This window comes from Streptococcus bovismuti (genome assembly GCF_042436615.2).
Lineage (GTDB): Bacteria > Bacillota > Bacilli > Lactobacillales > Streptococcaceae > Streptococcus.
On sequence record NZ_JBHMFR020000004.1, the window covers coordinates 1 to 16,816 of the forward strand.

Sequence of the window (16,816 nt, forward strand, 5' to 3'; positions counted from 1 at the left end):
GTCAAGAGCAATAAGGCTTGAACAAAGTGAAAGCCAGCGTCTTTAGGCGCTGGCTGGTAATTTGGGCTTATAGCCCTGGGACAAACCACCCGTTTGACGGGTGGTCATGATTTGATCGTACAGCTTATGCCTCTCAGCTAAATGGACAAAACGGTGCAAGCAAAATCTTACGTAATATTTTTGTACCACCAACATTTGTCCAAGCAGATGGGAAAAACTTTGGTGACATGGTCAAGGAAAAATTGGTGACTTATGGAGATGAATGGAAGGATGTGAACCTTGCTGATGCCCAAGATGGTCTCTATAATCCAGAAAAAGCCAAAGCAGAATTTGCTAAAGCCAAGGCATCCCTTCAAGCTGAGGGAGTACAATTCCCAATTCACCTAGATATGCCTGTTGACCAAACAGCAACTACAAAAGTTCAGCGTGTCCAATCTATGAAACAATCCTTGGAAGCAACTTTAGGAACTGATAATGTCATTATTGATATTCAACAATTGCAAAAAGATGAAGTGCTTAATGTCACTTTATTTGCACAAACTGCTGCTGGCGAAGATTGGGATCTTTCTGATAACGTTGGATGGGGGCCAGACTTCTCAGATCCATCAACTTATCTTGATATCATCAAGCCTTCTGTAGGAGAAAATACGAGAACTTACCTAGGATTTGATTCAGGAAAAGACAATGAGGCGGCTAAGAAGGTTGGTCTCAATGATTATGATAAAATGGTCAATGAAGCAGGGGAAGAAACTACAGATGTTACAAAACGTTATAACAAGTATGCCGAAGCTCAAGCATGGTTGACAGATAGTGCCCTAGTCATTCCAACGACATCTCGTACAGGTCGTCCAATCTTGTCTAAGATGGTACCATTTACCTTACCTTTCGCTTTCGCAGGTAACAAGGGGACAAGCGATCCGCTTCGATACAAATATCTTGGACTTCAAGACAAGGCAGTCACTGCAGATGAATATCAAAAAGCTCAAGAAAAATGGATGAAAGAAAAAGAAGAATCCAATAAAAAAGCGCAAGAAGAACTCGCAAAACATGTGAAATAAGATAAAAAGAAGTTAGTTGCTAGCTAACTTCTTTTGGTTTCGAGAAAATAGATTGATGCCTATCCTATGTTCGATATTACAAAATGTATTTTATTGTAGAAAAAATCCTGAGTTTTGCTTCTCAGGATTTTCCTTTTACTGTTGTGGTTGCTGTTGAACTTGTGGATTCTGTGGCGTTGGTTGTACTGGTTGTACTGGTTGTGTTGGCTGACCAGCCTGACCAGCTTGTCCTTGATTAGGATCAGCTGCTGGAGCATTATGGGGTTGTTGGCCAACCGTCGTACTTGCTTGTGTAGTTGAACTTTCAGCTGTTGTTGTACTTGGGTTCTCTACTATTTGCGTTTGTTGTGTAGATTGATTATTCCAAGTGTTTTTGGCACTATTTTGGAAGACAAATTCTCCATTTCTATACAAGCCCTCTGGCATCGTCCAATCTCCAGGTTGGTCATCTTCTGATAGATACGAAATCATTGAGCGATAAACCTTAGCAGCAACTAGGAAACCATCTCCAACGATTGGAGTTAAACGATTTGAGTAACCAGTCCATACAGCCATAGAATACTTACGAGTATAACCTACAAACATTTCATCTGGAGCTACGTAGCCAGTGTTCTTGATATACTTTTCAATTTCGTCGTCAGTATAGTTAGAAGTACCTGTCTTACCTGCTTGTGGAAGCCATGGTAGGTAAGCACCACGTCCGGTTCCGTATGCTAAAACAGTTTTCATCATTTCGGTCATCATATAGGCAGTAGTTTCTTTCATAGCTCGTGTACCAGCATCAGAAAATTCTTTTTCACTACCATCACTAAAGACAATCTTATTGATATACATTGGTTTGTGGTAAGTACCACCATTAGCAAAGGCGGCATAAGCAGCAGCTATTTTTTCACTACTTGCACCGTATTGTTTGTTAGATTCTGTTGTATTACTTGAAATGGCGTTAGCATAGTGGATGCTTGGATAATCGATACCTAAGCCATTTAGGAAGGTTTTCGCTCGATCTAAACCAACTTTATTTAAGGTTTCGACTGCTGTAACATTACGTGATTGTTGGAGTGCATACTGAATTGTAATATTCCCAAAGTAGCCATGATCCCAGTTGTAGACAGGAGTATCAGTACCAGGATAGTTATAAGGAACATCATGTACAATAGAGGCAGTAGAGTCATAGACTCCATATTCTAAAGCGGGAGCATAGTCAGTGATTGGTTTCATAGTAGAACCCCAGTCACGGTTGGTTTCAACGGCTTGGTTGATTCCAAAAGATACATTACTTGATTGGTGACGGGCACCTAACTGAGCAATGACTTTACCATTTGTTACATCCACAATAGTGGAAGCTACTTGAAGTTCATCATCTGGATAAGCAACGTACTCATCTGTATTGTAAACATCCCAAAGTCGCTGTTGAACATCTTTGTCGACATTAGTATAGACTTCCATACCTGTGGTAAGAAGGTTGTAGCCCGTTTCTTGTTCGACTTGGTCGATTACTTCTTTGAGGTAGTTGTCCATATAGGCAGGGTAACTATTGGCTGACTTCAAGCTTTGAAGTCCATCAGTGATAGGCGTATTAATAGCTTTTTCGTAATCTTCTGCACTGATATATTTCTGTCCCTTCATTTCTGAAAGTACTAAGTTCCGACGCTCTAGAGCAGCTTCTGGGTGGGAATATGGATCATATTGGTTTGGGGCTTGAGGCATTCCGGCTAGGAGTGCTAACTGTGGTAAGCTTAAATCCTTCAAGTCTTTTCCATAGTAATTTTCGGCTGCGGTTTGCATTCCATAGTTACCGTTAGACATGTAGACTTTGTTGATGTAGTAGGTCAGGATTTCTTGCTTGGTTGCTTTTTGTTCTAGTTGAACGGCCAGCCAAGCTTCTTGGGCTTTACGTGACAAGGTTTGGTCAGCAGTTGAAGTAGAGAAATAAGTTAATTTAATCAATTGCTGAGTCAAGGTCGAAGCCCCTTGTAGCCCTCCTTTCCCTTGGAGGTTTCTCAATGCTGCCCCCATGATACGAATGGTATCAACACCTCTATGATCAAAGAAACGGTGGTCTTCGATAGATACGATAGCCTTGACCAAATCCGTAGGGATTTCATTGGATTGAGCATTTACGCGACGTTCAGATCCCAAGTCAGCAATCAGTTCGTTTTTATTGTCATAAATCTTGCTAGAGGTTGTCGCAACTAATTTACTTTCAGATAAGGCTGGGGCCTTGCTAACAAAGTAGAGGAAAAGACCTCCACCTAATAGAAATAGTGCGATAAATAAGGTGAGGAATGTAATTCCAATATACTTTAAGAACCGCAGAATAGTTTGTTTATTCATCTTGTTTTACCACCTAGTAAATGTTCTTTGATAATATCGAGATAGGGAATTTGAGGGAAAGCTCCTTGCTCAACCAAATATCCATATTCTTGAATATATCCAAGTGGCATTGATTTTTGACCCTTATCTTGATGATAAAAGCGAATCAAATCAAGTGCCGGCAACAAATAAGTTTCCTGTTGAGAAGAAAAATGAAGCAGTACGAAGCAAATGCCCTGCTGTTCTAGAACTTGTTCCATATGTTGAATCTGGTGAAGATGGAAGTTCTTCATTGGGATAGCATTCTTTTGTCGCGTTTCTTTAGCTTCAAAGTCAATGTAATATCCTCTATACACGCCAGAGTAATCTGTTGTGGAAGCTTGTCTAAAATAGGCTTCTACAATTTTGGCCCGACTACGTTGAGGATAGTCTACTCGAACTATCTGAACAGGCGTTGGCTTTTTATGGATAACTGCCATGCCATGCGTTAGATAGTAGTCGTTGGTAGCGTTAATCATCTTTTCAAAAGTCATTCCTCGATTTGCGAAATTTTTTGGTTGAGAAATGGATGTTTGGCTTTTTTTCGATGAAATTTTATGAGGATAGTTGACCATATTTCTCCTTATTGGTACAATAACATCACTCTATTATACCATAAAAATATAAAGAAAGGTGTAAAAATGACTACAGCTTTAATTATGGGATATTCTAATTTTGACTTGGGTTTGTTTAATGAAAAAGATATCAGGTTAAAAATTATAAAGAAAGCCATTCGCCGTGATTTAGAAAGTTTAGCAGAAGAAGGGATTAAATGGCTGGTCTTTACAGGAAACTTGGGATTTGAATCCTGGGTGCTAGATGTCGCAAATGAAATGAAAGAAGAATATGATTTCAGCCTAGCGACAATTTTTGATTTTGAAACACACGGGGAAAATTGGAATGAAGCGAATCAGCTTAAACTTAACCAATTTAAGCAGGTCGATTTTGTCAAATATGCCTATCCTAAATATGAACACATGGGGCAACTACGAGACTACCAACGATTTTTGCTGGAAAATACTGACTTAGCTTATTTTTTCTATGACCCAGAAAATGAGACCAAATTAAAATTTATGGACAATTTGATGAAAAATCAGGCAGGTTATCGCATAAAAAGGTTAACGTTTGAAGACTTAAATGAGCTAGCAGAAAATTTTTCTGAAAAGTAAGGCTTTGACCTTGATTTTTGTATGCCTTTTTTTATATAATAATACTATTAGAAACCGAGAATGGAGAGAGAGATGGCAAGTATTATTTTTTCAGCGAAAGATATTTTCGAGCAAGAGTTTGGACGTGAAGTCCGTGGATATAGTAAGGTTGAAGTTGATGAATTTTTGGACGATGTCATCAAGGACTACGAAACTTATGCTGCCCTAGTCAAGTCTCTCCGTCAAGAAATTGCAGAGTTGAAGGAAGAATTGTCTCGCAAACCTGAATCTGCACCGGTTCAAGCAGAACCTCTTGAAATGACAGCTACAACTTCTATGACGAATTTTGATATTTTGAAACGTCTAAATCGTCTTGAGAAAGAAGTGTTTGGCAAACAAATTTTGGATAACTCTGATTTGTAAGAGCTTATTTGAAAAGTGCAATTTTTGGATAATCGCGTGAGGAGAATTTCTTTTCATGAGGAAAGTCCATGCTAGCACAGGCTGTGATGCCTGTAGTGTTTGTGCTAGGCGAAACCATAAGCCTAGGGACGAGAAATCGTTACGGCAGTTGAAATGGCTAAGTCCTCGGATAGGCCAGAGTAGACTTGAAAGTGCCACAGTGACGGAGTCTTTCTGGAAACGGAGAGAGTGGAACGCGGTAAACCCCTCAAGCTAGCAACCCAAATTTCGGTCGGGGCATGGAGTACGCGGAAACGAACGTAGTACTCTGACTGCTATCAGCTGTAGGCTGTTAGTGGTAGACAGATGATTATCGAAGGGAGTGGTCCTAGTCACTTCTGGAACAAAACATGGCTTATAGAAAATTGCATATAGGTTGGGGCTGAGAAATTTTCTCAACCTCATTTTTTAAAGTGGACATATAGAAAGGTCTTATAAGACTGTAAAATGAAAAAAGAATTTAATTTAATCGCGACCGCGGCGGCGGGTCTTGAAGCCGTTGTGGGACGAGAAATGCGGGAGTTGGGCTACGATTGTCAGGTTGAAAACGGCCGTGTTCGTTTTCAAGGTGACGCGAGAGCCATCATCGAAACTAATCTCTGGCTTCGTGCAGCGGACCGTATTAAGATTATCGTAGGAACTTTCCCAGCTAAGACTTTTGAGGAGCTGTTTCAGGGAGTTTTCGCCCTAGATTGGGAAAATTATTTACCGCTTGGAGCTCGCTTTCCGATTGCCAAAGCTAAATGTGTTAAATCTAAACTGCACAATGAGCCAAGTGTACAGGCTATTTCAAAGAAGGCTGTTGTTAAGAAGTTGCAGAAACACTACGCCCGCCCAGAAGGTGTTCCACTGATGGAGAATGGCCCAGAGTTTAAGATTGAGGTCTCTATTCTCAAAGATGTGGCAACTGTCATGATTGATACGACAGGCTCCAGTCTCTTTAAACGTGGTTATCGTACGGAAAAGGGTGGCGCTCCTATCAAGGAAAACATGGCGGCAGCCATTTTACAACTCTCTAACTGGTATCCAGACAAGCCCTTGATTGATCCGACCTGTGGTTCAGGAACTTTCTGTATAGAGGCAGTTATGATTGCTAGAAAGATGGCTCCTGGTCTTCGTCGTTCCTTTGCCTTTGAGGAGTGGAACTGGATTAGCGATCGCTTGATCCAAGAAGTGCGCACAGAGGCGGCTAAGAAAGTGGATCGTGAGCTGGAACTGGATATTATGGGATGTGATATCGATGCACGTATGGTGGAAATTGCTAAGGCCAATGCTCAGGCAGCAGGAGTTGCAGGAGATATTACCTTTAAGCAGATGCGCGTGCAGGATTTGCGTTCTGATAAAATCAATGGAGTGATTATCTCTAACCCACCTTATGGTGAACGCTTGTCAGATGATGCAGGGGTTACCAAGCTTTATGCTGAAATGGGTCAAGTATTTGCACCGCTGAAAACGTGGAGCAAGTTTATCTTAACCAGTGATGAAGCCTTTGAGACCAAGTACGGTAGTCAGGCGGATAAGAAACGTAAGTTGTACAATGGAACTTTAAAAGTTGATTTGTATCAATATTTCGGTCAGCGTGTTAAACGTCAGGAAGTAAAGTAGAAAGGAAAACTCATGAGTAAGAAAAGACGGAATCGTCATAAAGCAGAACATCAAGAAGCGCAATTTGATTTTGATGAAGCCAAAGAGCTAACAGTTGGAGAAGCTATGCGAAAAAATGAAGAGGTGGAAGCAGGTGTATTGCCTGGAGATTCTATCTTGGACAAGTATGTGAAACAACATAAAGATGAAATTGAAGCAGATAAGTTTGAAACACGTCAGTTTAGCAAGGATGATCTAGTTGAAAAAGAAGAGGTAGAGGAGACTCAGACTCTGGATAATTTGCTTCAAGAGCTTCGTGAGGAAACAGGAGTAACTTCTCCAGCTCCAGAAGATGAATTGAATCAGTTTGATGATTTAGAATTAACACGAGTTTCAGAAGCTCCTCTTGTCGAAGAATTTGAGACGGAAGAGGTACCATTAGTTGGAACGGAAGAGGCTCTCACACGTTCTCGAGTCACAGATAGTGAAGATGGAAAAAGTAAGAAGAAATGGGTGCTGTACGGTATTCTAGCAGCCTTAGTGGTTCTTATCCTTGGAACTGGTTATTATGTTTATCGTCAAGTGGCTCGTTCGACCAAGGAAATCCAAACTTCTCAATCAACTACAAATACGCAGTCAGATGCAGAAGAATTCAATAATTTATATGATGCCTTCTATACAGATAGCAACAAAACGGCTCTGAAGAATAGCCAGTTTGATAAACTGAGCCAACTAAAAACTTTACTTGATAAGCTAGAAGGTAGTCGTGAATATACACTTGCAAAATCTAAGTATGATAGCCTAGCAACTCAAATCAAGGCTATTCAAGATGTCAATGCTCAATTTGAGAAGCCAGCTATTGTGGATGGTGTCTTGGATACTAACGCTAAAGCTAAATCAGATGCTAAATTTACAGATATTAAAACTGGAAATACGGAGCTTGATAAAGTTCTAGATAAGGCTATCAGTCTTGGTAAGAGCCAGCAAACAAGTGCTTCAAGCTCAAGTTCAAGTGAAACTAGCAACTCAAGCTCTAGTCAAGCAAGCGAAAATACTGCTAGTGAGACAAGCCCAAGTAGTTCAAATACTGCCTCAACTGAAACTAGAAGTACACGCAGTGAAGTCAATATGGGTGTGTCAAGTGCAGGAGTTGCTGTTCAAAGAAGTGCGAGTCGTGTTTCTTATAACCAGTCTGCTATTGATGATAGCAATAATTCTGCCTGGGATTTCGCGGATGGTGTCTTAGAACAAATTCTAGCGACTTCACGTTCACGTGGTTATATCACTGGTAACCAATATATCCTTGAGCGTGTTAATATCGTTAATGGCAATGGTTATTACAACCTCTACAAACCAGATGGAACCTATCTCTTTACCCTTAACTGTAAGACAGGATACTTTGTTGGAAATGGTTCTGGACATGCGGATGACTTGGACTACTAAGCAGTCGTTACAAAATTCTTTCTTTTCAAAAGTAAAAATGATAAAATAAAACAAATTAAACAAGAGGAGTGTCAAATGACAAAAGCTAACTTTGGTGTTGTTGGTATGGCCGTAATGGGTCGTAACCTTGCCCTTAATATTGAATCTCGTGGTTACACAGTTGCTATCTACAACCGTAGTAAAGAAAAAACTGAAGATGTAATTGCTTGCCATCCTGAAAAGAACTTTGTACCAAGCTATGACGTTGAAAGTTTTGTAAACTCAATCGAAAAACCTCGTCGTATCATGCTCATGGTTCAAGCTGGACCTGGTACAGATGCTACAATTCAAGCCCTTCTTCCACACCTTGACAAGGGTGATATCTTGATCGACGGAGGAAACACTTTCTACAAAGATACCATCCGTCGTAATGAAGAATTGGCAAACTCAGGTATCAACTTTATCGGTACTGGGGTTTCTGGTGGTGAAAAAGGTGCCCTAGAAGGTCCTTCTATCATGCCTGGTGGACAAAAAGAGGCCTACGAATTAGTTGCGGATGTTCTTGAAGAAATCTCAGCTAAAGCACCAGAAGATGGCAAACCATGTGTGACTTATATCGGTCCTGATGGAGCTGGTCACTATGTGAAAATGGTTCACAACGGTATCGAGTATGGTGATATGCAATTGATCGCAGAAAGTTATGACTTGATGCAACACTTGCTAGGCCTTTCTGCAGAAGATATGGCTGAAATCTTTACTGAGTGGAACAAGGGTGAATTGGACAGCTACTTAATCGAAATCACAGCTGATATCTTGAGTCGTAAAGACGATGAAGGCCAAGACGGACCAATCGTAGACTACATCCTTGACGCTGCAGGCAACAAGGGAACTGGTAAATGGACTAGCCAATCATCACTTGACCTTGGTGTGCCATTGTCACTCATCACTGAGTCAGTATTTGCTCGCTACATTTCAACTTACAAAGAAGAACGTGTGCATGCAAGCAAGGTTCTTCCAAAACCAGCTGCCTTCAAATTTGAAGGAGACAAGGCTGAGTTGGTTGAAAAGATCCGTCAAGCCCTTTACTTCTCAAAAATCATTTCATACGCACAAGGTTTTGCGCAATTGCGTGTAGCTTCTAAAGAAAACAACTGGAACTTGCCATTTGCAGATATTGCATCTATCTGGCGTGATGGCTGTATCATCCGTTCTCGTTTCTTGCAAAAGATTACAGATGCTTACAACCGTGATGCAGATCTTGCCAACCTTCTTTTGGATGAGTACTTCTTGGATGTTACTGCTAAGTACCAACAAGCAGTGCGTGATATCGTAGCTCTTGCGGTTCAAGCTGGTGTTCCAGTGCCAACTTTCTCAGCAGCTATTACTTACTTTGATAGCTACCGTTCAGCTGACCTTCCAGCTAACTTGATCCAAGCGCAACGTGATTACTTTGGTGCCCACACTTACCAACGTAAAGACAAAGAAGGAACATTCCACTACTCTTGGTATGACGAAAAATAAGTAGGTCTGCCATGGGGAAACGGATTTTATTACTTGAGAAAGAACGAAATCTAGCTCATTTTTTAAGTTTGGAACTCCAAAAAGAGCAATACCGAGTTGATCAGGTTGAGGAGGGGCAAAAGGCCCTCTCCATGGCTCTTCAGACAGACTATGACTTGATTTTATTGAATGCTCGTCTGGGGGATATGACAGCCCAGGATTTTGCAGACAAGCTGAGTCGGACTAAGCCAGCCTCAGTGATCATGGTCTTGGACCATCGCGAAGAATTGCAAGATCAGATTGAGGCAATCCAACGCTTTGCCGTTTCTTACATCTATAAGCCGGTTATTATTGACAATTTGGTGGCCCGTATTTCAGCGATTTTCCGAGGTCGGGACTTTATCGACCAACACTGTAGTCAGATGAAGGTTCCAACGTCTTATCGCAATCTGCGTATGGATGTAGAACATCATACCGTTTATCGTGGCGAAGAGATGATTGCTCTGACCCGTCGTGAGTATGACCTCTTGGCTACTCTTATGGGAAGCAAGAAAGTTCTGACTCGTGAGCAGTTATTGGAAAGTGTTTGGAAGTATGAAAGTGCGACCGAAACAAATATCGTGGATGTCTATATCCGTTATCTACGTAGCAAGCTTGATGTAAAAGGTCAAAAAAGCTACATTAAAACCGTGCGTGGTGTCGGTTACACCATGCAAGAATAGAAAATAGGTTAGGTGAACTCAGTTGTAATCATGCAACTGAGTTTATCAATTTCTTTCTTGAGTCTTTTTCCTAGTTTGCTTAAAAGTTTTATTTTAGCACTGAGCGATTGTGAAGGAAACAATCGCTTTTTTTGTGAAAATATAATAAAATAGATAGGAGAGAATAAATACTTGTATGAAAAAATAAGACGGCTTTTTCGTCTAGTAAAAGGAAAAAATGACAAAAAAAGTTGGTGTCGGTCAGGCACATAGTAAGATTATTTTAATAGGAGAGCATGCGGTCGTTTACGGCTATCCTGCCATTTCCCTGCCTCTTTTGGAGGTGGAAGTGACTTGTAAGGTAGTTCCTGCAGCGAGTCCATGGCGTCTCTATGAGGAAGATACCTTGTCCATGGCAGTTTATGCTTCGCTGGAGTATTTGGATATCAAAGAAGCCTGTATTCGCTGTGAGATTGACTCGGCTATCCCTGAAAAACGGGGAATGGGTTCGTCAGCCGCTATCAGCATAGCAGCCATTCGTGCAGTATTTGACTACTATGAGGCTGATGTGCCTCATGATGTACTAGAAATCTTGGTCAATCGGGCTGAGATGATTGCCCATATGAATCCAAGTGGTTTGGATGCTAAAACCTGTCTCAGTGACCAACCTATTCGCTTTATTAAGAATGTAGGATTTACAGAGCTTGAGATGGATCTATCAGCCTATTTGGTGATTGCCGACACGGGCGTTTATGGTCATACTCGTGAAGCCATCCAAGTGGTTCAGAGCAAGGGGAAGGATGCCCTACCGTTTTTACATGCCTTGGGAGAATTGACCCAGCAGGCAGAGGATGCGATTTCACGAAAAGATGCTGAAGGGCTGGGGAAAATCCTCAGTCAAGCACATTTACATTTAAAAGAAATTGGTGTCAGTAGCCCTGAGGCAGACTCTTTGGTTGAAACGGCTCTTAGTCATGGTGCTCTGGGTGCCAAGATGAGCGGTGGTGGCCTTGGAGGCTGTATTATCGCCTTGGTAGCCAATCTGGACCAAGCACAAGAACTAGCAGAAAGATTAGAAGAGAAAGGAGCTGTTCAGACATGGATAGAGAGCCTGTAACAGTACGTTCTTACGCAAATATTGCTATTATCAAATATTGGGGAAAGAAAAAAGAAAAAGAGATGGTGCCTGCTACTAGCAGCATCTCTCTGACTTTGGAAAACATGTACACAGAGACGGCCCTGTTGCCTCTACCGACGGATGCGACTGCTGATGTCTTTTACATCAATGGTCAGCTACAGAGTGAGGCGGAGCATGTCAAGATGAGCAAGATTATTGACCGTTACCGTCCAGCTGGTGAGGGCTTTGTTCGAATTGATACTCAAAATAATATGCCTACGGCAGCGGGCTTGTCATCAAGTTCTAGTGGTTTGTCTGCCTTGGTCAAGGCTTGTAATGCTTATTTCAAGCTTGGATTGACTCGGAGCCAGTTGGCACAGGAGGCTAAGTTTGCCTCAGGCTCTTCCTCTCGGAGTTTTTATGGACCACTAGGTGCTTGGGATAAGGATAGCGGAGAAATTTACCCTGTAGAGACAGACTTGAAACTAGCTATGATTATGTTGGTACTAGAGGACAAGAAAAAACCAATCTCTAGTCGTGATGGGATGAAACTTTGTGTGGAGACATCGACGACCTTTGATGACTGGGTCCGTCAGTCTGAGAAAGACTATCAGGATATGCTGGTTTATCTCAAGGAAAATGACTTTGCCAAGGTTGGGGAGTTAACGGAGGAAAATGCTCTGGCTATGCACGCTACGACCAAAACAGCATCACCAGCCTTTTCTTATCTGACGGATGCAAGCTATGAAGCCATGGACTTTGTCCGCCAGCTTCGTGAGCAAGGAGAAGCTTGCTACTTTACCATGGATGCTGGTCCCAATGTCAAGGTTCTCTGTCAGGAGAAAGACTTGGAGCATTTATCAGAAATCTTCGGTCAGCGTTATCGCTTGATTGTGTCAAAAACAAAGGATTTGAGCCAAGATGATTGCTGTTAAAACTTGCGGAAAACTCTATTGGGCAGGGGAATATGCTATTTTAGAGCCAGGGCAGTTGGCCTTGATAAAGGCCATTCCCATCTATATGAAGGCTGAGATTACTTTTTCTGATAGTTATCGTATCTATTCGGATATGTTTGATTTCGCAGCGGATTTGACGCCAAATCCTGACTATAGCTTGATTCAAGAAACAATTGCTTTAGTGGAAGATTTCCTCGTTTATCGTGGGGAGACCTTGCGACCTTTTTCTTTGGAAATCCGAGGAAAAATGGAACGAGAAGGGAAAAAGTTTGGTCTGGGTTCTAGTGGCAGCGTCGTTGTCTTGGTTGTCAAGGCTTTGCTGGCTCTGTATAAGCTTTTGGTTGATCAGGAGCTCTTGTTCAAGCTGGCTAGCGCGGTCTTGCTCAAGCGAGGAGACAATGGTTCTATGGGAGACCTTGCCTGCATTGTAGCAGAGGGTTTGGTTGTCTACCAGTCATTTGATCGCCAGAAGGTAGCTGATTGGTTGGAAGAAGAAAACTTGGAGACAGTTCTGGAGCGTGATTGGGGCTTTTCAATTTCGCAAGTGAAACCAACTTTAGAATGTGATTTCCTAGTGGGATGGACCAAGGAAGTGGCTGTATCAAGTCACATGGTCCAGCAAATCAAGCAAAATATCAATCAGAATTTTTTAACTTCCTCAAAAGAAACGGTGGCTTCTTTAGTAGAAGCCTTGGAGCAGGGGAAAGTAGAAAAAAGCATCGAGCAAGTAGAAGTAGCCAGCAAGCTCTTAGAAGGCTTGAGCGCAGATATTTACACGCCTTCGCTTAGACAGCTGAAAGGGGCCAGTCAAGATTTGCAGGCCGTTGCTAAGAGTAGCGGCGCTGGTGGTGGTGATTGTGGTATTGCCTTGAGTTTTGATGAGCAATCAACTGAAACCCTAAAAAACCGATGGGCCGATCTGGGGATTGAGCTCTTATACCAAGAAAGGATAGGACATGACGACAAATCGTAAAGATGAGCATATCCGCTATGCCCTTGAGCAGAAAAGTTCCTATAATAGCTTTGATGAGGTGGAGTTGATTCATTCTTCCCTGCCTCTTTATGACCTGGGTGAGATTGATTTGTCTACAGAATTTGCGGGTCGAAAGTGGGACTTTCCTTTTTATATCAATGCTATGACGGGTGGAAGCGATAAGGGAAGAGAAATCAATCAAAAGCTGGCTCAAGTGGCGGAAGCCTGTGGTATTTTATTTGTAACGGGTTCTTATAGCGCAGCCCTCAAAGATCCAACAGATGACTCTTTTTCTGTCAAATCTAGCCATCCCAATCTCCTTCTTGGAACCAATATTGGATTGGATAAGCCGGTTGAACTTGGTTTGCAGACTGTGACAGAGATGAATCCTTTACTTTTACAAGTGCATGTCAATGTCATGCAGGAGTTGCTCATGCCTGAGGGAGAAAGAAGGTTCAGAAGCTGGCAATCGCATCTAGCAGATTATAGCAAGCAAATCCCCGTCCCTATTGTTCTCAAGGAAGTAGGCTTTGGAATGGATGCCAAGACCATCGAAAGAGCCTATGAACTGGGTGTTCGTACAGTGGATCTATCAGGTCGTGGCGGTACCAGCTTTGCCTATATTGAAAATCGTCGCAGTGGTCAACGTGACTACCTCAATCAATGGGGCCAGTCTACCATGCAAGCCCTTCTCAATGCCCAAGACTGGAAAGACAAGGTCGAACTCTTGGTCAGTGGAGGCGTTCGGAATCCGCTGGATATGATTAAGTGCTTGGTCTTTGGTGCCAAGGCTGTGGGACTGTCACGTACCGTTCTGGAATTGGTTGAAAGCTACACAGTCGAAGAAGTAATTGGCATTGTCCAAGGCTGGAAAGTAGATCTACGCTTAATCATGTGTGCTCTGAACTGTGCCACTATAGCAGATCTGCAAAACGTAGACTACCTTCTCTACGGAAAATTAAAAGAAGCAAAGGATCAGATGAAAAAGGCGTAACCAGCGCCTTTTTTCCATCCTCAGACTGAGGTGACTTTTTTGAATTGTGATAAAATAGAAGGGAGAGGATGAACCTATGAGAAAATTTAAAATCTTTTTATTTATCGAAGCCTGTCTTTTGACAGGAGCTCTGATTTTGATGGTATCAGAGCATTTTTCGCGTTTTCTGCTGATTTTATTCCTCTTTTTGCTTTTGATTCGCTATTACACTGGTAAAGATGGCAATAACCTTCTCTTAGTAGTGGCAACCATTCTCTTCTTTTTCATCGTCATGCTCAATCCTTTTGTGATTCTAGCTATTTTTGTTGCGGTTATTTATAGCCTCTTTCTTCTTTATCCGATGATGAACCAGGAAAAAGAACAGACCGATTTGATTTTTGAAGAGGTGGTGATGGTTAAGAAGGAGAAAAATCGTTGGTTTGGAAATCTCCATCATTTTTCAAGCTACCAGACTTGCCAGTTTGATGATATCAATCTCTTTCGCCTTATGGGTAAGGACACCATTCATCTGGAGAGGGTCATCCTAACCAATCATGATAATGTCATTATCCTCAGAAAGATGGTAGGAACGACCAAAATCATTGTACCTGTAGATGTGGAAGTCAGTCTCAGCGTCAACTGTCTCTATGGTGATTTAACTTTTTTCAACCAGCCCAAGCGATCCCTCCGAAATGAACACTATCATCAAGAAACCAAAGACTATCTCAAGAGTAACAAGAGTGTCAAGATTTTCTTGACCACTATGATTGGAGATGTGGAGGTGGTCAGAGGATGAAAAAACAAGCTTATGTAATCATTGCTCTTACCTCCATCCTGTTTGTCTTATTTTTCTCCCACAGTTTACTGGAAATTCTTGATTTTGACTGGTCTATTTTCCTGCAGGATGTCGAAAAAACAGAAAAATTTATCTTTTTATTGTTGGTTTTCAGCATGTCCATGACCTTTCTCTTAGCCCTGTTTTGGAGAGGTATCGAAGAGCTTTCTCTAAGAAAAATGCATACTAATCTCAAGCGTTTGTTGGCAGGGCAAGAAGTGGTTCAGGTTGCAGATCCAGATTTGGATGCCAGTTTCAAGTCCTTGTCTGGCAAACTTAACCTTTTGACAGAAGCACTTCAAAAGGCTGAAAATCAAAGTCTTGCTCAGGAAGAGGAAATCATTGAGAAGGAACGGAAGCGACTTGCTCGGGATTTGCACGATACAGTTAGTCAGGAGTTGTTTGCGGCTCACATGATTTTATCAGGTATCAGTCAGCAGACTTTGAAATTGGATAGAGAAAAGATGCAGATCCAGCTGCAGAGTGTCACAGCTATTTTAGAAACCGCCCAGAAGGATTTGCGGGTCTTGCTCTTGCATTTGAGACCAGTTGAACTGGAGCAAAAGAGTCTGGTTGAGGGAATTCAAATTCTCTTAAAAGAGCTTGAGGACAAGAGTGATCTCAAGGTTAGTTTCAAGCAAAATGTAACGAAATTGCCTAAGAAAATCGAGGAGCATATCTTCCGCATCCTGCAAGAGTTGATTAGCAATACCCTCCGTCATGCCCAGGCATCTTGTCTGGATGTTTACCTCTATCAGACAGATTTTGAATTGCAGCTGAAGGTGGTAGACAATGGGATTGGTTTCCAGTTGGGGAATTTAGATGACCTGAGTTATGGACTCCGCAATATCAAGGAGCGGGTTGAAGATATGGCAGGGACGGTTCAGTTATTAACAGCTCCCAAGCAAGGACTGGCAGTTGATATCCGTATTCCCCTGTTAGATGAGGAATGATGAAGGAGTAAAGATGAAAATTTTACTAGTAGATGACCATGAAATGGTTCGATTGGGCTTGAAAAGCTACTTTGACCTCCAAGACGATGTAGAAGTTGTGGGCGAGGCGTCCAACGGGTCTCAAGGCATTGATTTAGCCTTGGAATTACGTCCAGATGTCATTGTCATGGATATTGTCATGCCTGAGATGAATGGGATTGATGCGACCTTGGCTATCCTCAAAGAATGGCCTGAAGCCAAGATTTTGATTGTGACTTCGTACTTGGACAATGAAAAAATCATGCCTGTCTTAAATGCCGGTGCTCGGGGCTATATGCTCAAGACTTCTAGTGCAGATGAATTGCTACACGCTGTTCGTAAGGTGTCTGCTGGTGAGTTGGCTATTGAACAAGAGGTCAGCAAGAAGGTCGAATACCACCGCAATCACATAGAACTACATGAGGACTTGACTGCGCGTGAGCGAGATGTTCTCCAACTCATCGCTAAAGGATATGAAAATCAGCGTATCGCTGATGAACTTTTTATCTCTCTCAAGACGGTCAAGACTCATGTGTCCAATATCCTTGCCAAACTTGAAGTCAGCGATCGTACCCAGGCTGCAGTCTATGCCTTTCAGCACCACTTAGTGGGGCATGAGGAGTTCTAACAGATATGCAAAAATAATATTGGAGAAATGGCTGGGTTGAGTATCAAAGAAGTGAGTAAATACCTCTAGCACAATAAAATATTTTTTTCACAATATTTTTATGTTATTTATTGACATTCATTTTATAGAGGAGTAG

Annotated in this window: 15 protein-coding genes, 1 other RNA gene and 1 pseudogene; 15 read left to right on the plus strand and 2 right to left on the minus strand. The window is 41.9% G+C overall.

Annotation, left to right across the window (positions count from 1 at the left end; translation table 11 throughout):
• Positions 1 to 110: 110 nt before the first annotated feature.
• Positions 111 to 1,058: pseudogene (locus tag ACERDH_RS05345) on the plus strand (periplasmic substrate-binding domain-containing protein); the annotation flags it as partial.
• Positions 1,059 to 1,193: 135 nt separating this feature from the next.
• Here the strand turns inward: ACERDH_RS05345 and pbp1a are convergent.
• Positions 1,194 to 3,392, minus strand: coding sequence for a penicillin-binding protein PBP1A (gene pbp1a / locus ACERDH_RS05350; RefSeq protein WP_386684155.1), 2,199 nt, complete (start codon positions 3,390 to 3,392; stop codon positions 1,194 to 1,196).
• Positions 3,389 to 3,985, minus strand: a complete 597-nt coding sequence (recU, locus tag ACERDH_RS05355) for a Holliday junction resolvase RecU (RefSeq protein WP_084927851.1) — start codon at positions 3,983 to 3,985, stop codon at positions 3,389 to 3,391. The genes pbp1a and recU overlap by 4 nt, the downstream gene beginning before the upstream one ends.
• Before the next feature lie 66 nt (positions 3,986 to 4,051).
• Here recU and ACERDH_RS05360 point away from each other — a divergent pair, with 66 nt between their 5' ends.
• The 14 genes from ACERDH_RS05360 to ACERDH_RS05425 all read left to right on the plus strand — a co-directional run bounded on the left by ACERDH_RS05360 (position 4,052) and on the right by ACERDH_RS05425 (position 16,680).
• Positions 4,052 to 4,579 carry an SLOG family protein gene (locus ACERDH_RS05360; RefSeq protein WP_000205316.1) on the plus strand — a complete coding sequence of 176 codons (528 nt, stop codon included), beginning with the start codon at positions 4,052 to 4,054 and terminating at the stop codon, positions 4,577 to 4,579.
• Positions 4,580 to 4,651: 72 nt separating this feature from the next.
• Positions 4,652 to 4,981: a cell division regulator GpsB gene (gpsB, locus tag ACERDH_RS05365; protein WP_000146534.1), complete on the plus strand. Its 330-nt coding sequence runs from the start codon at positions 4,652 to 4,654 to the stop codon at positions 4,979 to 4,981.
• A gap of 20 nt (positions 4,982 to 5,001) precedes the next feature.
• Positions 5,002 to 5,383: RNase P RNA component class B (gene rnpB / locus ACERDH_RS05370), an RNA gene on the plus strand.
• Positions 5,384 to 5,467: 84 nt separating this feature from the next.
• Positions 5,468 to 6,625 (plus strand): THUMP domain-containing class I SAM-dependent RNA methyltransferase, encoded by a 1,158-nt coding sequence (locus ACERDH_RS05375; protein WP_386684160.1) that lies wholly within the window; start codon positions 5,468 to 5,470, stop codon positions 6,623 to 6,625.
• A gap of 12 nt (positions 6,626 to 6,637) precedes the next feature.
• The gene (gene mapZ / locus ACERDH_RS05380; protein ID WP_386684163.1) at positions 6,638 to 8,047 is read left to right on the plus strand and encodes a cell division site-positioning protein MapZ; all 1,410 of its coding nucleotides are present in this window, start codon (positions 6,638 to 6,640) and stop codon (positions 8,045 to 8,047) included.
• Positions 8,048 to 8,122: 75 nt separating this feature from the next.
• Positions 8,123 to 9,547, plus strand: a complete 1,425-nt coding sequence (gene gndA, locus ACERDH_RS05385) for an NADP-dependent phosphogluconate dehydrogenase (RefSeq protein WP_265527672.1) — start codon at positions 8,123 to 8,125, stop codon at positions 9,545 to 9,547.
• A gap of 11 nt (positions 9,548 to 9,558) precedes the next feature.
• A complete protein-coding gene (locus ACERDH_RS05390) occupies positions 9,559 to 10,248 on the plus strand; it encodes a response regulator transcription factor (protein WP_020903407.1) in 690 nt (229 codons plus the stop codon).
• Between the two features lie 217 nt (positions 10,249 to 10,465).
• Positions 10,466 to 11,344 (plus strand): mevalonate kinase, encoded by an 879-nt coding sequence (mvk, locus tag ACERDH_RS05395; protein ID WP_386684168.1) that lies wholly within the window; start codon positions 10,466 to 10,468, stop codon positions 11,342 to 11,344.
• On the plus strand, positions 11,326 to 12,279 hold the full coding sequence (mvaD, locus tag ACERDH_RS05400) for a diphosphomevalonate decarboxylase (protein ID WP_386684171.1): 954 nt from the start codon (positions 11,326 to 11,328) through the stop codon (positions 12,277 to 12,279). The genes mvk and mvaD overlap by 19 nt, the downstream gene beginning before the upstream one ends.
• Positions 12,266 to 13,273: a phosphomevalonate kinase gene (locus tag ACERDH_RS05405; RefSeq protein ID WP_386684174.1), complete on the plus strand. Its 1,008-nt coding sequence runs from the start codon at positions 12,266 to 12,268 to the stop codon at positions 13,271 to 13,273. Before mvaD ends, ACERDH_RS05405 begins: the two co-directional genes overlap by 14 nt.
• A complete protein-coding gene (gene fni, locus ACERDH_RS05410) occupies positions 13,257 to 14,267 on the plus strand; it encodes a type 2 isopentenyl-diphosphate Delta-isomerase (protein WP_261150143.1) in 1,011 nt (336 codons plus the stop codon). Before ACERDH_RS05405 ends, fni begins: the two co-directional genes overlap by 17 nt.
• Before the next feature lie 76 nt (positions 14,268 to 14,343).
• Positions 14,344 to 15,042: a cell wall-active antibiotics response protein LiaF gene (gene liaF / locus ACERDH_RS05415; protein ID WP_261150142.1), complete on the plus strand. Its 699-nt coding sequence runs from the start codon at positions 14,344 to 14,346 to the stop codon at positions 15,040 to 15,042.
• The gene (locus ACERDH_RS05420) at positions 15,039 to 16,034 is read left to right on the plus strand and encodes an envelope stress sensor histidine kinase LiaS (RefSeq protein ID WP_314499978.1); all 996 of its coding nucleotides are present in this window, start codon (positions 15,039 to 15,041) and stop codon (positions 16,032 to 16,034) included. The genes liaF and ACERDH_RS05420 overlap by 4 nt, the downstream gene beginning before the upstream one ends.
• A 13-nt stretch (positions 16,035 to 16,047) precedes the next feature.
• Positions 16,048 to 16,680: a response regulator transcription factor gene (locus tag ACERDH_RS05425; protein WP_261150140.1), complete on the plus strand. Its 633-nt coding sequence runs from the start codon at positions 16,048 to 16,050 to the stop codon at positions 16,678 to 16,680.
• Positions 16,681 to 16,816: the final 136 nt, after the last annotated feature.